Raw genomic sequence first — 17,561 nt, forward strand, 5'->3', positions numbered from 1 at the left:
GCTTTGCGGCGGCTCGCTGCCCTGGTAGGGGCAGGGCATGATGCAGAGCGAGCATGTGCTGGTGGAGCGAGCTGGGGCGGTTGCGACGATCACGATCAATCGTCCGGACAAGTTGAACGCGCTGAACGCGCAGGTCGTCGTGGGGCTGGCGCGAGCGTTCAGTGAGCTTGCGACGTCGAACGATGCAGAAGCCGTGCGAGCGGCGGTCTTGACGGGTGCGGGCAAGGCGTTTGTCGCGGGAGCGGACATCACGGAGATGGCGACCATGACGCCCGTCGAGGCGAAACGGTTTGCCGATGCGGGTCAGCGGCTGTGTCAACTGATCGAGGCCGTTCCTTTCGCAGTCATCGCGGCGGTCAACGGGTTTGCTCTCGGTGGCGGATGCGAGCTCGCGTTGGCATGCGACTTCATCTACGCAGCCGAAAACGCAAAGCTCGGGCAGCCCGAAGTGAACCTGGGCGTGATACCTGGGTTTGGCGGGACGCAACGGCTGATGCGTCGCGTGGGAATCGCACGAGCTCGTGAGCTCATCTACACGGGTGACATGGTGACGGCGGAGCAAGCGCTCGGGATGGGGCTCGTGAACGCGGTTTGTCCGCTCGCGGACTTGATGACGCGAGCGCGTGACGTGGCACAAAAGATCGCAGCGCGTGGGCCGCTTGCGGTTGCGGCTGCCAAACGCGTGATGCTGCACGGAGAAACACTCGACTTGACGAGCGCATGCGAGCTCGAAGCGCAAGCCTTCGCGGGGCTCTTCGGATCAGAGGATCAGCGAGACGGGATGAAGGCGTTCATGGAGAAGTCGAAGCCGACGTTCCGCGGGCGATGAGTCGTCGTCCGCATCGAGTTTGTCAGGTACGAACTACCTTTTGTCCCTTGTCGTCGTACACGTAAAACCCGCGCTTCGTTTTCTTCCCGAGCCATCCGGCGGCGACGAGGTTTCTCAGGATCGAGGCTGGGCGGTACTTGTCGTCGCCGATGTCGCGATGGAGGACTTCGGCGATGGCGAGCACGGTGTCGAGTCCGATGAGGTCGGCGAGCTCGAGCGGTCCCATGGGGTGATTCAGGCCGAGGCGTGCGCCGGCATCGATGTCTTCGGCGCTGCCGACGCCTTCTTGCAGCGTGAAGCATGCTTCGTTGAGGAAGGGGATGAGCATGCGGTTGACGAGGAACCCGGGCCTGTCTTCGGAGACGATGACGGTTTTTCCGAATCGAACCGACAGGTCACGAACGGTTTCGAATGTCGAGGCATCCGTTTGCACGCCACGTACGATCTCGACGAGCTTCATGAGCGGGACGGGATTCATGAAGTGCATGCCGATGACGCGATTGGGACGCGACGTAGCGGCTGCGAGACGCGTGATGGAGATCGACGACGTGTTGGATGCGAGGATCGCGTCTTTGGGAAGTGCCGCGTCGGCTTTTCGGAACAGTTGAAGTTTGAGGTCGACGTTTTCCGTGGCGGCTTCGACCGCGATGTCAACAGAAGAGAAGTCGGCGATCGATTCTGTGGGCGTGATGCGGCCGAGTAGTGCGCTCACGTCTTCTTGCGAGATTTTGCCTTTTTCGGCTTGTTTGCCCAAAACGGCGCCGATCGTGGCTTTGCCTTTGCTGGCGAGGTCGAGCGATGCGTCGCAGAGGACGACTTCGACGCCTGCGGCAGCAGCGACTTGCGCGATCCCCCGCCCCATCTGACCGGCGCCGAGGACCCCCATACGTTTGACCGAGGAAGCGTTCATGGGGGGCTTGATAACCCAACGTCAGGCTGCGTGGAACCGCGCTGGAGGTGTTAGGGCGGGCAGCACTGAACGGGCGAACTTTACCGCCCTGCGGGAGACAACGAGCGCAGATGATAGACGGAACCTTGAAACGGCGGTCCGCTACGGCGTACAGTCGGCCCGCGTCAAAACAATCCGAGGTGACTTCGCCCGACGATTACAAGGCGGGTGGAGTGCGAGCTGTCTGGTCATCGTGTCAACGTCCGAATCCATCGCGATCGACAATGTGTCGAGGGCAAGGAGGCGGAGGGCGATAGGATGCCCCGCACCGTCCAACGAGCTGCGGTGCAGGGTGACCGGCTGATCGTGTCGATGAGCTTCGCGGACCGGGGTAACGATGAGCGTTGAGAAAATTCGCATGGCCCTTGGGGTCTTGCAGTCAGATCCCGAGAACGAGGCGGCCTGGAACGATCTCGCAGAGGCCGTAACCGCCCCTGAAACATCGAGTGACGATGTGGAACGCCTCCTGGGGCTCGCGCGAGCCAAGCAGGAGCAGCGGCGAGAATGGGGGGCCGTCGCAAAGCTTCTCGAGCTCGAGATGTCCTTTGCCGCCGGTACGCCGGTCGAAGCGCCCATGCAGGCAGAGCTTGCGCGCATCTACCAGGACGAGCTCGTCGACGTCGACAAGGCCATGGTGGTCTATCGACGTCTGCTCGAGCTTCAACCGGAAGACGATGCGGCAAACGAAGCGGTCGAGGCTGATGAAGCCAAGCGCGCGAAGTGGGCCGAGCTCGTCGATCGCTACGTCTCGGAATCCGAAAGCGCGGACAACCCGACGTTCAAGAGCTCGCTGCTTGCAAGCGCTGCCGACGTTGGATTCCGCTACGGCAAAGACGAGGCTCGCGATCGCGTTGCCGAGCTACTCGCCTTGGCCTTGGCGCTCGATCCGAAAAACGGTCGTGCGGTGCGCTTGCTCGAAGTGTCGAGCCGAGCCGCGAACGATTGGGACGGCGTGGCTCGCGCGCTCTCGATCACGCTGCGTGAAGGCGCAACGAAGGAAGACCGCGTTGCGGCAGGACTTCGGCTTGGGCGTGTCGCTTCGACGAAGCTCGAAGACCAAACGAAGGCGCGTGATGCGTTCGCGCAGGTGCTCGACCTTCAACCCGGTCAGCCCGATGCATTGTCGTATCTCGCCGAGCTTTTCTCGAAGGGCGAGCAATGGGACGAGCTCGTTGCGCTCTATGAAGATCAGCTCAAGGGCGGTGGGGTCAAACCCGGTGACGAGCTTGGCGTGCTCGTGCAGATCGCCATGGTGCATTGGCGCATGCGTGATCAACCGCAGGCGGCCGAGCCGTACTTCGATCGCGTACGCCGAGCCGATCCCACGCACGCCGGCATGCTCTCGTTCTTCCGCGAGCACCTTTTGGCGAAGGGCGACAAGGCACGTCTCTACGCCATCCTGACCGATGCGCAGCGTGCGCTGCCGGATGGTCAAGACAAACGCTCGATCGCCACCGAGCTTGCGAAGCTCGCCGAGTCGACCGAGAACGCGCACAAGGCGATCGACCAGTACAAGAACATCCTTCGCACCGATCCCGACAATCGCGATGCGCGCGATGCGCTCAAGCGTCTGTACATGCAGACGGAGGGCTACAACGCGCTCGTCGAGCTTTACCGTCAGGAGCTCGAACGAACCCCGACGACCGAACCACAAGCTCGCGCTCAGATCCTGCGCGACATCGCGTCCATCTATCGCGATCGCGCAAAGAACGACGCAGCCCTCGTGACGGTGTTGACGCAGATCGTTCAGCTCGACGACCGCGACATCGATGCCGTGCGCGAGTTGACGCGCATCTACGAAGGGCTCGGGCGCTGGCGCGATCTGCTCGCGTATCAGCAGAAGCTTGCAGAGCTATCGAACGACACGGACGAGAAATCGACGCTTTATCGAGCGGTCGCACGTCGCTGGATCGATCAGTTCTCGAACGTTCAGAACGCCGTGACTGCGTACGAGGCGTTGCTCGAAGTCGAGCCCAACGACGACGAAGCGCAGCAACGATTGAAGGAGCTGTACCTCAAGCGTCGTTCGTGGCCGCAGCTCTACGCGCTCTACGAGAAGCAGCTTCCGAACGCGTACGGTACGGACCGCATCGAGCTGCTCACCGAGATGGCGAAGCTCGCAGCCGAGCGTCTCGATCGTGGAGCCGACGCAATCCTTCACTACAAGGCGATCCTCGAGCTCGATTCGTCTGCACCTGGTGTGCTCGATGCACTCGAGAAGCAGGCCGAGCGCGACAAAGACTTCGCAACCGTCGCCGAAGTACTCGAGCGACGCGTCGATGTAGCGAACGACGATACCGCCAAGCTCAATGCGCTTCAGAAGCTCGGAACGGTATATGCCGAGAAGCTGAAGGATCCTGTTGCGGCAGCGCGCACGTGGCGACGTGTCCTCGACATTCAACCGGGACATGCGCGTGCGCTTCGCGTGCTTCGTGAGGCGTATGTCGCATCGGGCGATTGGGATGGACTCGAGGAGCTGTACGCGTCGCAAAACGATTGGGAAGGACTCGTCGAGTTCTTGTCGTCGGCAGCCGACAAGTCGTCTGAAGCATCGGTAAAACTCGACATTTCATTCCGCGCGGCGCGCATCTACGAAGAGCAACTCGCAGCGCCCGAACGCGCCGTGCGTTCGTACGAGCGCGTACTAAGTGTTGCCCCGACGGATGCTCGTGCAGCCGCGGCGCTCGTGCCGATCTACGAGAAGGAAGAGAAGTGGGCTCGGCTTCCCGCGCTTTACGAGATTCTTCTCGGCGCAACGGACGACAGTGACGAGCGCGTGGCGATGCTCCGCAAGCTCGCGGCTGTCACGGGTGGTCCGCTGTCGGACAAGCAGAAGGCGCTTGGTTATGCGCGTCGCGCCTACGAGCTCGATGCGAGCGAAGATGGTTTGACGTTGCTCGAGGCGTGGAGCCGAGCTGCGAATTCGTGGGGACCGTTTGTCGAGGCAGTCGAAGCGCGTCTCAAGCGCGACGAAGAGATCGACGCATCGCAGCGCCGGATGCTGAAGCTGCGGCTTGCGGAGGTGTATTCGCGCGAGCTTGGCAAAGTCGACGAAGCTGCGGCGACGTACCGCGAGCTGGTGCAAGCCGATCCGACGGACGAAGAGACGATCCGCGAGTTCGATGGGTTGCTTCGCGCCAACGAGAAGAAAGACGATCTGCGCTGGCTCTTCCAACTCAGGGCCGATCAGGTTCACGACGAAGAGCGCGCCGAGATTCTCGAAGAGTGGGCGACGCTCGAAGAGGAAGTGTTTGGCGATCAGGCGCAAGCAATTGCGCTGCTGCACAAGGTCGTCGAAGTCACGCCCACGCGAGGCAATGCGCTGCGAGCGCTCTCGAGGCTGCTCATTGCAGCAGGCGAAGCTGCGGCGGCTGCGGAAGTCGTTGCACGTCATAGGGACGTGTCGGACGGCGATCAGCGCGCCCAATGCGAAGTCGAGCTTGCGACGCTGTACCTCGAGAAGCTCGAGCGTTACGTCGACGCGTTCGATGCGGCCGTACGTGCACTCGAGATCTTGCCGCACGATCGCGAGGCCGTGAGCATTCTCGCTCGGCTCCTGGACAAACCCGACACGCGCGCTCGCGCGGCTCAGGTGTTGTCGATCGAGTACGCGGAGACGGGTGATGCGCGGAAAGAAGCGCATGCGTTGCGTGTGCTGCTCGAATCCGAGACGGACACGAGCACGCGTCTCGCGCTGTTCCTCAAGCTCGCCGATGTCGAAGAGGAGAAGTTGCGTGCAGCGGGAACGGCATTCGACGTCGTGCTCGGTGCGCTCAATGAGTTTGCGAGTGAGTTGACGGTTTGGGATCGAGCATCGGAGCTCGCGCAACGTTCGGGTCGTCCGACGGACTTGGCGGAGGCGTATCGCACGCACCTTGTCGCAGCGCGTTCTGCGGAAGGTGCTGCGAAGCTTCCGGACGACGTCGAGATCGATCTGTGCGAGCGTGCGGCGACACTACACGACGAACAACTCGGCGACCCCGAAGGGGCGATGCCGTACCTCGATCGCGTGCTCGCGGTGGACCCCACGAACGAGCGCGCGTTCTCGCGGCTGAAGTTGATCCTGACAAACTCGGAACGGTGGGGCGAGCTCGAAGCGCTGTACGACAAGGCGGCGCAAGGCACGCCTGATCCGGCGACGCGGATCGACTTGCTCAACGACGTCGCGATCATCGCCGAAGACACGATGGGCGATGCGGCGAAGGCGATTCGTTACTACGAGCGCATCCTCACGCTCGATTCGCTCTACGTGCCGGCGCTGAATGCATGCGAGCGGCTCTACGAGCGCGAAGGGCGATGGAAGGACTTGGCCGCGCTGCTCGAACGGCGCCTGGATACGGCGACCGACGACGAGACGGCGACGATCAAGTTGAACCTTGGCCGCATTTATCTCGACCGATTGCACGAGCCCGAAAAGTCGCTCGAACACCTCGAGCGGGTTCTCGAACTGCGTCAGTCGGATGCCGAGGCTCGGCAGCTCGTCGAGCGGCTCTTGGAAGTGGGCAGCTTGCGCCAGCGCGCAGCGCAGGTGCTTGAGATCGTGTACGAGGCGCGTGACGACGTACGTCAGCTCGTGCGAGTGCTCGAAATCCGCCGCGAAGGTGTGACGGACGAGCATGAGCGACGCGAGTTGTTGCGGCGTGTGAGCACGCTCCGTGACGAACGGCTGAAAGACGATGCGGGCGCGTTTGCAACGCTCAGTGAGTTTGTCCCGCTCGAACCCGATGATTCGGTCGTGCGTGATCGTTTCGTGGAGATCGGCCGGCGGCTCGGCGAACACGAGAAGATGGCACAGGTGCTCACGGCAGCAGCAGACGCGTGCAGCACGCCTCCGACGCAAGGCGAGATTCTCATGGTCGTCGCAGAGATCTGCGAGGACATGCTGGGCGATCTCGACCGAGCCGAAGCCGTGTTTCGACGGGTGCTCGGGATCGATCCGGGTGATCCGAACCTCGTGGTTCCGGCAGCTCAAGCGCTTGCACGGATCTACACGGGCAAGGGCAAACACGAGGCGCTCGCCGAAGTGCTCGCGGTGGAAGTTGGTCTCGAGGCAGACCTCGACAAACGCCGTGCGCTGTATCGGCGCATCGGTGAAGTATACGAGTCGGTGCTTGATCAACCGGACAAGGCGATTGGCGCGTGGCGCTCGCGCATGTCCGACGATCCGGAGGACCTCGAAGCACTCGCGGCACTCGAACGACTCTACGAGCGCACGGCAAATTGGCGTGAGCTCGTGGCGATACTCGAAGCGCGACAAACGCTTTCGACGGATCCGGTCGAGCGCAAGCGGACGATGGTGCGTGCTGCAGAAACGCTTGCAAGCAAGCTCGACGACGTGTCAGCGGCCATCAGCGGCTGGCGCAACGTGTCCGATGAGTTCGGGCCAGAGACCGCAACGCTTTCAGCGCTCGAAGCGCTGTACGAAAAGGCCGAGCGATGGGCGGACCTCGCCGACACGCTCGATGTTCACCTATCACTCGCCGGCGAGCTTGCCGAACGGCTCGACCTGTTCGCGCGACTGGGTGATGTGCGGCGGCTTCATCAGAGCGACCTGTCGGGTGCACTCGATGCCTATCGTCAGGCATTGATGCTCGATCCGAGCAACGCGCGTTGCAGAGCAGCGCTCGAAGCACTGCTCGAAGATCCCGATGCGCGGCGCGATGCAGCCGAAACGCTTCACCCGCTCTACGAGGCCGATGGAGACAGCGACAAGCTCCTACGCGTCCTCGAGATCGAGGTGGAGACGTCGCAGAGCACGGGCGAGCGTTTGGAGCAGCTTCAGACGGCGCTTCGAACGGCAGAAGGCCCCCTCGGTGATACCGGTCGCGCCTTCGGCTACGCCGTACGCGGCGTGCGCGAAGCAGCCGGTGAAGCGGAGGTCGGTGACTGGATCCAAACGGTCGAGCGCTTGGCCACTGCGACATCGCGCTGGACCGAGCTGTCGGATCTCTACCGCGCCGTCGTCGACGACATCCTCGACGGCGACGTGCAGCAAGACGTGCGGCTGCGAGTCGGCGAGCTTGCTCGCACGAAGCTCGACGACAAGACGCTCGCCATCGAGTGGTACAAGAAGGCGCTCGAAGCGAAGTCCGATGATCGTCGCGCGATGATCGCTCTCGAAGAACTCTACGCCGAGGCGAATGACGCGCCGAACTTGCTCGAGATCTTGCGGCAGCGTGTCGACAACGCGGAGAACGACGACGAGAAGAAGAAGCTGCTCTTCCGCCAAGCGGAGCTGCAACGCGACTCGCTCAAGGATCAGACGGGCGCGATCGAGACGTACGAAACGCTTCTCGACGTCGAGCTCAACCCGCGCGCAATTGCGGCCCTCGAGAAGCTCTACACCGAAGCAACGCGGTGGGAGGATCTCATCAAGCTCTACGAGCGTCAGCTCGATGGAGGCGTTGGGACCAAGGCCGAGCTTCGCGTGAAGATTGCGAAGGTCGCGCACGAGCGTCTCGAAGACGTGTCGCGTGCATTCGATGAGCTATCCGAAGCTCTCGCGATCGATTCGGCGCATACGGGTGCAGTCGGCGAGCTCGAAGCGCTCCTCGAATGCTCGGAAAATCCCGAACACCGAGCGCGGGCGGGCGAGATGCTCGAACCGGTCTACTTGCGACGTGCCGACTGGGCGCGCGTGAAGATGGCCCTCGATGCTCGTCTTGCCGCGAGCGAAGACTCCTCGGAACGACGTGAGCTTTTGACGAGGCTTGCAACGCTGCACGAGGAGCAGCTCGAGGACTACAAGGCGGCGCTCGAAACCGTTGCGAAGCTTCTCCACGAAGAGCTTGGTGACGAGGGCGTTTGGCACGAGCTCGAGCGACTTGCGAAGGTGGCGAGTGCCGAGCGACGGCTTGCCGAAATCTATTCGGCGGAGCTGACGGAGGTCACGTCCGATGACGCGCAAACCGCAAAGCTCAGCCGCCGAACGGGCGAGATCTATGCGGACCTGGGCGACGTCGCGAGTGCTCTGAAGTGGTACCGCCGCGCGTACGAATTCGAGCCCGAATCGACCGAGCTCTTCGCGCTCATCGATCGTTTGCTCGTGAAGGAAAACCGTCACGAGGAACGCGTGACGCTGTATCGAGCGTCGCTCGATCATCGCTACGACAAGGACCGCCTCGATGCGCTGCACACGATCGCGAAACTCGAACGCTTCGAGCTGAAACAGCTCGACCAAGCGATCGAGACGTATCGCGCGGCGCTCGACGTCGACGACGCGGATGCGAAATCCCTCGATGCACTGACCGAGCTTTATGCAGAGCTCGGACGTGATCAGGACCTGGCCGACCTGTACCTGCGACGAGCGGAAGCTGCGTCGAGTGGCGAGGCAGGTGCACCGTATCGGTTGGCTCTTGCTCGACTCCTTCGCGACAAGATCAAGGACACCTCGGCCGCGATTGATCAGCTCGAAGCGATCGTTGGCGATGTGCCGTGGCATCAGGAAGCGATCAAGGAGCTCGAAGCGCTCACGCAAAGCGACGAGCACAAGGCGCGTGTCGTCGAGATTCTGCGTCCTCTCTACGAACGCAGCGATGACTGGCGGCTCTTGGTCAAACTGAACGAGGAGCGCTTCAACCTCGCGCAAGACGTGCCGGAGAAGGTGGCCGTTCTTCGCGAGACTGCGCAGCTTTGGGAGACGCGCGGCAACGACCGGAATCTCGCGTTCCGCTCGATGCGTGCAGCCTTCGCGCTCGATCCGGAAGACGGTGAGACGCGTGCCGAGCTCGAACGCCTCGCGACCATCCTGAAGGCATGGGAGCGTTTGGCAGAGAGCTACGAGCAAGGCATCGAAAAGACCAATGACGACATGACGAAGCGCGAGCTGCTTCTCGCTGTCGCCAAGGTTTACGACGACAAGATCGACGATCCTCGTCGTGCGCTCGGCGCTTATCGCCGCCTGAGCGAGCTCGATGCGACCGAGCGCGATCCGCTCGAAGCGATGGACACGCTCGGCACACTCCTCGCGGATTGGCCGACGGTCATCGGCGTGCTCGAAAAGAAGAGCGAAATTGCGTCGGACGACGAGAACGCTGGGATTTGGCGGCGCATCGCCGAGACCAAACTCCAGATGCTCGACGATGAAGATGGCTCGATCAAAGCGTACGAACGTGCGCTCGAGCTCGATCCGGAAAGCACCGTCACGGCCGATGCGTTGATCTCACTCTACGAACCTCGCGATGCAGCCGAACGGCTCGTCGAGCTTTACGCGCGACGCGTCGAGCTTGCCGGAACGGGCGATGCGGACCTGCGCTACGACCTCAATGTCCGCGCTGCTGGTCGATACGAAAAGTCGCTCGGCAATCGTCGCGAAGCCATCAGCGCGCTCAATGCGGCACTCGATGCACGGCCCGCGGATGCGCCGGTGCTCGCCTCACTCGAACAGCTCTACCGAGCCGAGAAGATGTGGGACGAACTGCTCGACAACCTCAAGCTCCAAGCGGCGCACGCAGCGACCAAGGACGATCGCGTCAAGCTGCGCACGGCGATTGGCGATCTCTATGCAGATCAGCTCGCGAGCCCGCAGGATGCGCTCGAACACTATCGCCTCGTGCTCGACGACGACGCGACGAACGACCACGCCATCAAGGCCATTCGTGCGATCGGTGAAGGCCGAGAAGAGCTTCGTCTCGATGCGGCCGACGCGCTCGAACCGGTACTTCGCGCGGCTTCCCGCTGGGAAGAGCTCGTCGGTGTTCTCGAGATGCGTCTCAAGGCGCAAACCGAAGGAACGGATCGAGCGAAGACGCTTCGTGCGATCGCCCTTGTCGAAGACGAGAAGCTGTCGCGCACGCAGGCAGCCGAGAGTGCTCTTCTCCGAGCGCTCGAAGACACGCCCGACGATGCGGATTTGCATGCCGAGATCGAGCGACTCGTGGCGCGCTCCGACGGCTTCGGCCGGTACTGCGATGCGCTCTCGAATCGCGCAGGACAAACCTTCGATGCTACGATCGCGAAGGATCTCTGGTTGCGCGTCGGTCGAATCGCCGAAGAAAACCTGAAGGACGATCGGCGCAGCGTGGAAGCGTATGCGAAGGCCGTCGAGCAAGCAGGCGATGAGCCAGCACTGCTCGAAGCCCTCGATCGGCTCTACTCGCGCATCGGCGACAACAAGGCGCTCGCGGACGTGCTCGAGCGGCGCGTTGCAGTGATCTCGAATGAAGCGGAACAAGCGGGCTTCTATCACCGCTTGGCAACGATTCAGATCGAGGCATTCAGTGACAAGTCCGCGGGTCTCGCGACGTTGAAGCAGGCTCTCGAACGCGCACCCGATCACACGGCATCGCGTGAAGCGCTCGAGAAACTCACGGACGAAGAGTCGCTCTTCGAGGAAGCCGCCGAGGCGCTCGAGAACGTCTACAAGACGCAGGCCGATTACGCGGCACTCGCAAAGCTCTACGAGAAGCGAATCAAGTTCGCGGCTGGTCCGACCGAGCGTGTGCGTCTGCGACTCGACCTTGCAAAGGTGCTCGAGGATCGCTCGAACGATCCGAAGGCGGCGCAAGCATCGCTCGAAGCTGCGCTGTCGGATGATCCGTCCGATGTCGACGTTCTCGCCGAAATCGAACGGCTCGCTCCGGTGACGGGCGGTTGGGCGAGCGCAGCGGATGCGCTCGAAAAGGCCGTGTCCGAGAAGAAGGACCTTTCGTCCGAGGCAGCACGCGATCTGTGGATGCGTCTTGCCGAGTGGCGCAAGGACAAGATCCTCGACAACGCCGCGGCAGAACGTGCGTTCGAGCAAGCTCTCAAGCACGATCCGTCGAGCGAGACGATCCTGCGCAACATCGAAGGCTTGCAGCGCGTTGCGGGTCGTGAACGCGAGCTCGTCGAGACGCTGCGCCGTCTCGCGGCGCTCGACGGTCTGCAGCATCAATCGGCGGATCTTCGTCGCGAGGCGAAGGGCCTGGCCGAGGGCGTGCTTGCGGATGACGCGCTCTCCGAAGCGATCCTTCGCGAGATGATCAAGGCGGACGATGGTGACCTGTGGGCATTGGCGGAGCTCACGCGAGTTCGTGAGAAGGCCGGTGACCACAAGGAAGTCTTCGAATTGCTCGTGCGTCGTATCGATCTGCGTGCCGACGCGAGTCTCATTCGCGGCCTGCGGCATCAGGCTGCGGAAGTCGCGCGCGACAAGCTCAACGACGACAAGAGCGCCATCGAGATTTATAGCCAGGCGTTCGAGGACGAACCCAGCGACACGAAGGCGTCCGGTGCTCTCCGCGAGCTGTACGTGAAGGCTGGCAAGTACAAGGATCTTCTCGACCTTCTGTCGCGCCTCGTCGACATGGCCGACGGCCCATCGACGCGTTCGGACCTTCGTCTGGAAAGTGCGCAGATCTGCATCGACAAGCTCGACGCAACGAGCGAGGCGATGGAGCACCTGCGTGCGATCCTCGATGAAGAACGCACGCACGAGAAAGCCACGCTGCTCTTGTCGCAACTTCTCGAGAAGACGGGTCGTGACGACGAACTCGCGGAGCTTCTCAACTCGCAGATCGAACTGTCGAAGGAACGTGGCGATTTGTCGGCAGAGCTCGTGTACAGCGTGCGACTCGGCGAAGTCTTCGAGAAGCGTCTCAACAACGTCGCGAAGGCCATCGAGACGTATCAGGCGGTGCTCGCGCGCGATGCGAAGCACAAGGGAGCGCTCCTTTCGCTCGCGCGTCTGCACGAGAAGAAGGGCGCGAAGGCCGAAGCTGCCAAGGCACTCGAGACTGTGCTCGACGGCGTCAGCGGCGAAGAGGCAGTGCAGACGGCACTACGCCTGGGCGACCTCTACACGGCGCTCAAGGACGAGACTGCTGTGCGTCGTGTGCTCGAAATCGGTTTGAAGGCAAACGATCGCGCGCTCGACATTCGCACGAAGCTGCATTCGCTTTACGAGAAGCAACAGGCATGGGCCGAGCTTGCCGATCTCGTCAAAGGCGATGCGGACACCGCGACCGAAGACGCACAGAAGGTGCAGCTCTATCGTAAGGCGGCCGAAATCCACCTCACGAAGCGCAACGATCCTGGCGCAGCCGCGGATCTCTTGGTCAAGGCATCTGAACTTGCCCCAGGTGATCGCGAACTGCTCCTCACGCTCTGCGATGCCTACAGCGCATCGGGTCGTGGAAAGCAGGCAGCAGAGGTGCTCCAGAAGATCGTCGAGTCTTACGGTGGCCGTCGCTCGAAGGAGCTTGCGGCAATCCACCATCGCCTTGCCAAGGCCTACTTGGCGGATGGCGACAAGGAAAAGGCCCTCGCGGACCTCGAAGTCGCCTTCAAGATCGATCCCGGCTCGGTGGGCATTCTGCGTGATCTCGGCGTTCTCTCGATGGAACTCGGCGAGGCAGCTTCGGACAAACCCGTGCGCGATGCGAACTTCGAACGAGCGCAGAAGACCTTCCGCGCGCTGCTTCTGCAGAAGCTCGACGACAGCTCGCCGATCTCCAAGGCCGAGACCTTCTACTACATCGCCCGCATCCTCCATGCGCAGGGCGATGACAAGAAGGCCATCCAGCAACTCGATCGCTCGATCGATGCCGACAAGAACTTCGCGCCCGCGAAGGAATTGCACGCCAAGCTCAAGAAGTGACCCGAACGATATGCCGTGGTGAGTCGAGGTTGCCGACACGACAGGCCTCGCCACCACGGCTGTCCCGCATCATCCTTGCGCCATGAGTCGATTGGCGTGCGTCGATGGCGAGATCCTCGGGCCGGATCAAGCCAGGGTGTCGGTTTACGATCGCGGGTTTCTCTACGGAGACAGCGTCTTCGAAACGATACGCACCTACGGGGGAAAGCCTTTCGCCCTCGATGAACATGTTCGTCGCTTGGAGCGATCCTCCGAGCTCGTAGGGATTCAGCTTCCCGTCGAGCCCTCGGTTCTTGCCGCTGAGATCGAGCGATCGATCTTCGCAGCGGGGAACGCTGAATGTTACGTGCGCGTAATGATTACGCGCGGAACCGGTCCACTCGGTCTCGATCCGGCGCATGTCATGCGGCCGCTGCGCGTGATCCTCGTCGAGCCGCTGACGCCGCTGCCTGCTGCGATGTACCGCGATGGCGTTTCGGTGATCACGTATCGGACCGAGCGTGCTTCGGATGCGGCGCATGGCGCCAAGGTTGGCAATTACCTCAGCGGCATGTTGGCGCTGCGCGTGGCGCGTCAGACCGGGGCGCACGAGGCGCTCATTTTGGATACGAAAGGTCGTGTCACGGAGGGCACGACATCGAACGTGTTCATCGTTCGAGGACAAACGATCGTCACGCCGCCCGATGACGCAGGCATCTTGCTCGGAATTACACGAGCAAAAATCATCGAAATTGCACCACAGATTGGTTTGTCCGTGGATTATTCTTTGCTCGTTCCAGCGGATCTGGCGACCGCAGACGAAGTGTTTCTCTCGTCGAGCATGCGCGAAATCCTGCCTGTTGTACGCGTGGACGGCGTGCCGGTTGGGAATGCCAAACCCGGACCAACGACACGCGCGCTGCACACCGCATTTCGTAAAATGGTGGGGCTCGAAAACGCCCCGCTGCCCTGGGAAGGATGAGCGGCGGGGGTGCGCGGAGCACCCCCTTGCGTAGGCACCGCTTGTGAAGCTCAGCCCGCCGTTTGGGCTGATTCGTCGGATGGAGGTGCTGCCGGCGCTTGCGGGGCCGGTGCTGCCATCGGAATGCGCAGAGAACCACCGCCCTGATGCGCCAGCAGGCTGATGCCCTTGTCCATGAACGCGACGAGGAAGGGGATCTCGCGCGGCGGCGACGTGATGAGCCCCGCTTCGCGTATCGCTCGCGCGACTGCGAGCACGTCGAGAGCCCGTTCGTTGCCTTTGCGCGCGCGCACCGAAATGGCTGCATCCTGCATGCGCGCGGCCACCACGTTACGAACCTCGGGCGAGAAGAAACGGTCCGTCGAGCTTTCCATTTCTTCGCGCAGCGCCGTGTTCACGAATTGCTGATCCTGCGTGCTTTGCGGGCCAAGTCGTTGACCGAGGCGCTGAAGCAGATCCTCGAGCGTGCCGCGATCCGGCAACCATGATCGGAATTCGGGCTCCCCGTGCAGCGAGTCCGAACCTGCCGTGCGTGCCGAAGCAAGCTCGCTCGTGACCTGCTCTTCGAGGTCCGCGACCGGATGCGTCGGTGCTGCTTCCGGTGCCGGCTCGATCAGCTCTTGGCAGCCTTCGAGGCCCAGTGGAAGGATGCGCCCCGACGCCGCGTTTTGCTTCTTCGCTGCCGCAATTCGCGCGCGCGCCCAATCGACGGGCACCTGCACCGGTGCAACGCCGAGGCCTTCGAGCGCTCGTGCGCGACCTTCACGCAGTTGCGATCCGCTGAGCCACGCGCTGCCCGCATTCACGATGCCGACGTTTTCGCGAACGATGACTTCGGCCAAGTGATAGCGACCGCTGGCATCGCGGCTCGTGATGGAAATCGCGGTCGTTCCGCTCGAATCGGGCGGCAAGAACGTCGCTTCGAGCGCCACTTCGGCGCGCGAGTCGATACGTGCAACACGCGGCTTCGTCGGGATCGCCGTCCCGCGCGACTTCAGCACGTTGAGCGCACGACGTGCGGCTTTGCGCGCTACATTCGGAGCCGCATCCGCATCGGCGACCGCTGCGATCGCTTCGACGTTCGATCCAGCGAGCCACGCATCGACGAGCGCCGATGCGCGATCACCCGCCTTGCGAGCTGCTTCGATGGCCGCATCCCACGTCGCCGTGAGGTCGGCTTGATCGAAGGCAGGCGTTTCCACCGCTGCCGGCGCGGGTTCGTCCGTACGAACCGCTGCTTTCGGCCCCTTCGCCTGCGCAGCCTTTGCTTTTGCCGCGAGAGCTTCTTTTGCCGTGAGCGCAGGCTTGTTCGCTGCGACGCGCGGTGCACTTGCTTTCGGCGGAGGCGCGATGATCGTCACGATGTTCTGCGCCGGCTTTGCGGGCGCTGACGGCTTCGCTGCCGGAATGGCCGGCTTCGCTGCTTGTTGCGGAACTGCCGGCTTCGCAGCGGGAGCCGCTGCACCTGCAGTGGAAGGTCTCGCCGCAGCATCCGGTCGCGGTCCACGATGATCCGGTCGCGGCCCGCGGTCGGGCCTCGGTCCACGGTCAGGCCGCGGTCCACGGTCGGGCCGCGGTCCACGCTCGCCGGCCGCAGCTCCTTCCGGCCGCGGTCCACGGTCAGGCCTCGGTCCACGGTCGGGCCGCGGTCCACGATCCGGCCGCGGTCCACGGTCGAATCGCGGCGGACGATCACCTTCGGGCCGCGCTTCCCCTTCGCCCGCCGGCGGTCGAGGTCGCGGTCCCATCGCGGAACGTGCTGCATTCGGCCCCGGACGCGGGCGCATACCTTCTTCGGCACGCGCGCCATCGATGCGCGGTGGCCTCGGTGGGCGCGGTCCGCCCGGCCTTGGTCCCCCGGGCCTCGGTCCGCCAGGGCCTGGTCGAGCGCCACTTGGGCCACCCGGCCGAGCTCCACTCGGTCGCGGTCCAGAGCGCCCAAAAACACGAGGGCTTCGCGGCGCACCGGGCGCAGCTCCAGGCGCTCCACCCGCTGCAGCGGGCGCATCCCCCGCCGTCACTGCGGGAGCCGCACCTTCCGGAGGCTTCGGCGTCGCCTCGGGTTTGGCCTCGTCGGCCGGTTTGGCCTGGGCGGGTGCGGCTCCTTCGCTCGGCGTCCCTTCAGGGGCACGTTCGCGCGTATTGGCCGAGCGGACGATCCTTCGAGTCCGCTTCTCGGGGTTGTCCCCATCGTCCTTGGTGGTCATTTCGAGGCTCCAACGTGGGCAATGGCATCGATTTCGACAGCGGCGCCCTTCGGCAACGCCGCCACTTGAACCGTCGCTCTTGCGGGCGGCACCGACCCTACGGCTTCGCCATAGATCCGATTGACGACCGCAAAATCGCCGAGGTCGACCAGGTAAATCGTTGTTCGCACGACGTCTTGCCACGTCGCGCCGGCGGCAGAGAGCACCGCCTCCAAGTTTGCAAGAACGCGCTCGGTCTGCGCTTCGATCCCTCCCGAGACAAACTCGCCCGTCTTCGGATCGATCGCGATCTGACCGCTGCAGAAAACCAAATCCCCCACGCGAACGGCTTGCGAATAGGGACCAATGGCCGCCGGAGCGCGATCAGTCGACACGATGGTTTTCAGCATCCCCTCAATCCTCCTCGTCCCATCGTTCAACCAAAACTCTTGCGCCCCTCGATGGCCCGACCAAGCGTCACTTGATCGGCAAATTCGAGATCACCGCCATGAGGCACACCGCTCGCGATGCGCGTCACTTTTACACCGAGCGGCGTCAATTCCCGCGCAATGAACAGCGCCGTCGCTTCACCATCGACCGAGGGCGGCGTCGCAACCAGCACCTCCGTCACGGGACCTTCCGGATCCAGCACGATTTTTCGTAGCGCCTCGAGCGGCAGATCTTCGGCGGAAATACCATCGAGCGGCGACAAAAGACGCCCCAGCACGAAGTATTTTCCGCGCATCGCACCGCTTCGTTCTATCGCGAGCAGATCTTGCACTCGAGCCACCACGCACAATAGCGTGCGATCACGTCGTTCGTCTTGGCAAACTGCACATCGAGCCATCGTGTCCGGCTCGGCCGCTTCCGCGATGTTCCCGCAGCGTTCGCACGGCCGCACGTGATCGCGCAGCGCCGAAAGCTCACGGCCCAGCTCCCGCGCGATGCTCTCGTCCGACGTCGCCAAGTACAGGGCAAACCGCTGAGCGGTCTTCTCTCCCACGCCAGGTAGACGAGCAAATGTCTGCACGACGCGAGTGAGCCGTTCGGGCACGGAA

The 17,561-nt window shown here is 63.0% G+C and carries 7 protein-coding genes; 3 read left to right on the forward strand and 4 right to left on the reverse strand.

What is annotated here, in order from left to right:
- The first annotated feature begins 40 nt into the window (after positions 1-40).
- Entirely contained in the window at positions 41-829 is a 789-nt protein-coding gene (locus IPM54_21810; GenBank protein MBK9262426.1) for an enoyl-CoA hydratase/isomerase family protein, read from the forward strand.
- Between the two features lie 22 nt (positions 830-851).
- On the opposite strand, the gene IPM54_21815 is transcribed toward IPM54_21810, so the two are convergent.
- Positions 852-1,739, reverse strand: coding sequence for a 3-hydroxybutyryl-CoA dehydrogenase (locus IPM54_21815; GenBank protein ID MBK9262427.1), 888 nt, complete (start codon positions 1,737-1,739; stop codon positions 852-854).
- A 397-nt stretch (positions 1,740-2,136) separates the two neighbouring features.
- On the opposite strand from IPM54_21815, the gene IPM54_21820 reads away from it, so the two are divergent.
- Positions 2,137-13,356, forward strand: coding sequence for a tetratricopeptide repeat protein (locus tag IPM54_21820; protein MBK9262428.1), 11,220 nt, complete (start codon positions 2,137-2,139; stop codon positions 13,354-13,356).
- A gap of 82 nt (positions 13,357-13,438) precedes the next feature.
- Entirely contained in the window at positions 13,439-14,317 is an 879-nt protein-coding gene (locus tag IPM54_21825) for an aminotransferase class IV (protein MBK9262429.1), read from the forward strand.
- 50 nt (positions 14,318-14,367) lie between these two features.
- Here IPM54_21825 and IPM54_21830 read toward each other — a convergent pair whose 3' ends face one another.
- Genes IPM54_21830 through recR form a run of 3 tightly spaced genes read right to left on the reverse strand, consistent with a single transcriptional unit; the run spans position 14,368 to position 17,557 of the window.
- On the reverse strand, positions 14,368-16,524 hold the full coding sequence (locus tag IPM54_21830) for a hypothetical protein (GenBank protein MBK9262430.1): 2,157 nt from the start codon (positions 16,522-16,524) through the stop codon (positions 14,368-14,370).
- Entirely contained in the window at positions 16,521-16,913 is a 393-nt protein-coding gene (locus IPM54_21835) for a RidA family protein (GenBank protein ID MBK9262431.1), read from the reverse strand. Before IPM54_21835 ends, IPM54_21830 begins: the two co-directional genes overlap by 4 nt.
- 26 nt (positions 16,914-16,939) lie before the next feature.
- Positions 16,940-17,557: a recombination protein RecR gene (recR, locus tag IPM54_21840; GenBank protein ID MBK9262432.1), complete on the reverse strand. Its 618-nt coding sequence runs from the start codon at positions 17,555-17,557 to the stop codon at positions 16,940-16,942.
- Between the last annotated feature and the right edge of the window lie 4 nt (positions 17,558-17,561).

The sequence above is a fragment of the Polyangiaceae bacterium genome (assembly GCA_016715885.1).
Classification (GTDB): Bacteria; Myxococcota_A; Polyangia; order Polyangiales; family Polyangiaceae; genus Polyangium.

Bases quoted from the DNA above. Each gene is read 5' to 3' on its own strand.
- IPM54_21810 (MBK9262426.1), top strand. From the start codon at position 41: ATGCAGAGCGAGCATGTGCTGGTGGAGCGAGCTGGGGCGGTTGCGACG.
- IPM54_21815 (MBK9262427.1), bottom strand. From the start codon at position 1,739: ATGAACGCTTCCTCGGTCAAACGTATGGGGGTCCTCGGCGCCGGTCAG.
- IPM54_21820 (MBK9262428.1), top strand. From the start codon at position 2,137: ATGGCCCTTGGGGTCTTGCAGTCAGATCCCGAGAACGAGGCGGCCTGG.
- IPM54_21825 (MBK9262429.1), top strand. From the start codon at position 13,439: ATGAGTCGATTGGCGTGCGTCGATGGCGAGATCCTCGGGCCGGATCAA.
- IPM54_21830 (MBK9262430.1), bottom strand. From the start codon at position 16,524: ATGACCACCAAGGACGATGGGGACAACCCCGAGAAGCGGACTCGAAGG.
- IPM54_21835 (MBK9262431.1), bottom strand. From the start codon at position 16,913: ATGCTGAAAACCATCGTGTCGACTGATCGCGCTCCGGCGGCCATTGGT.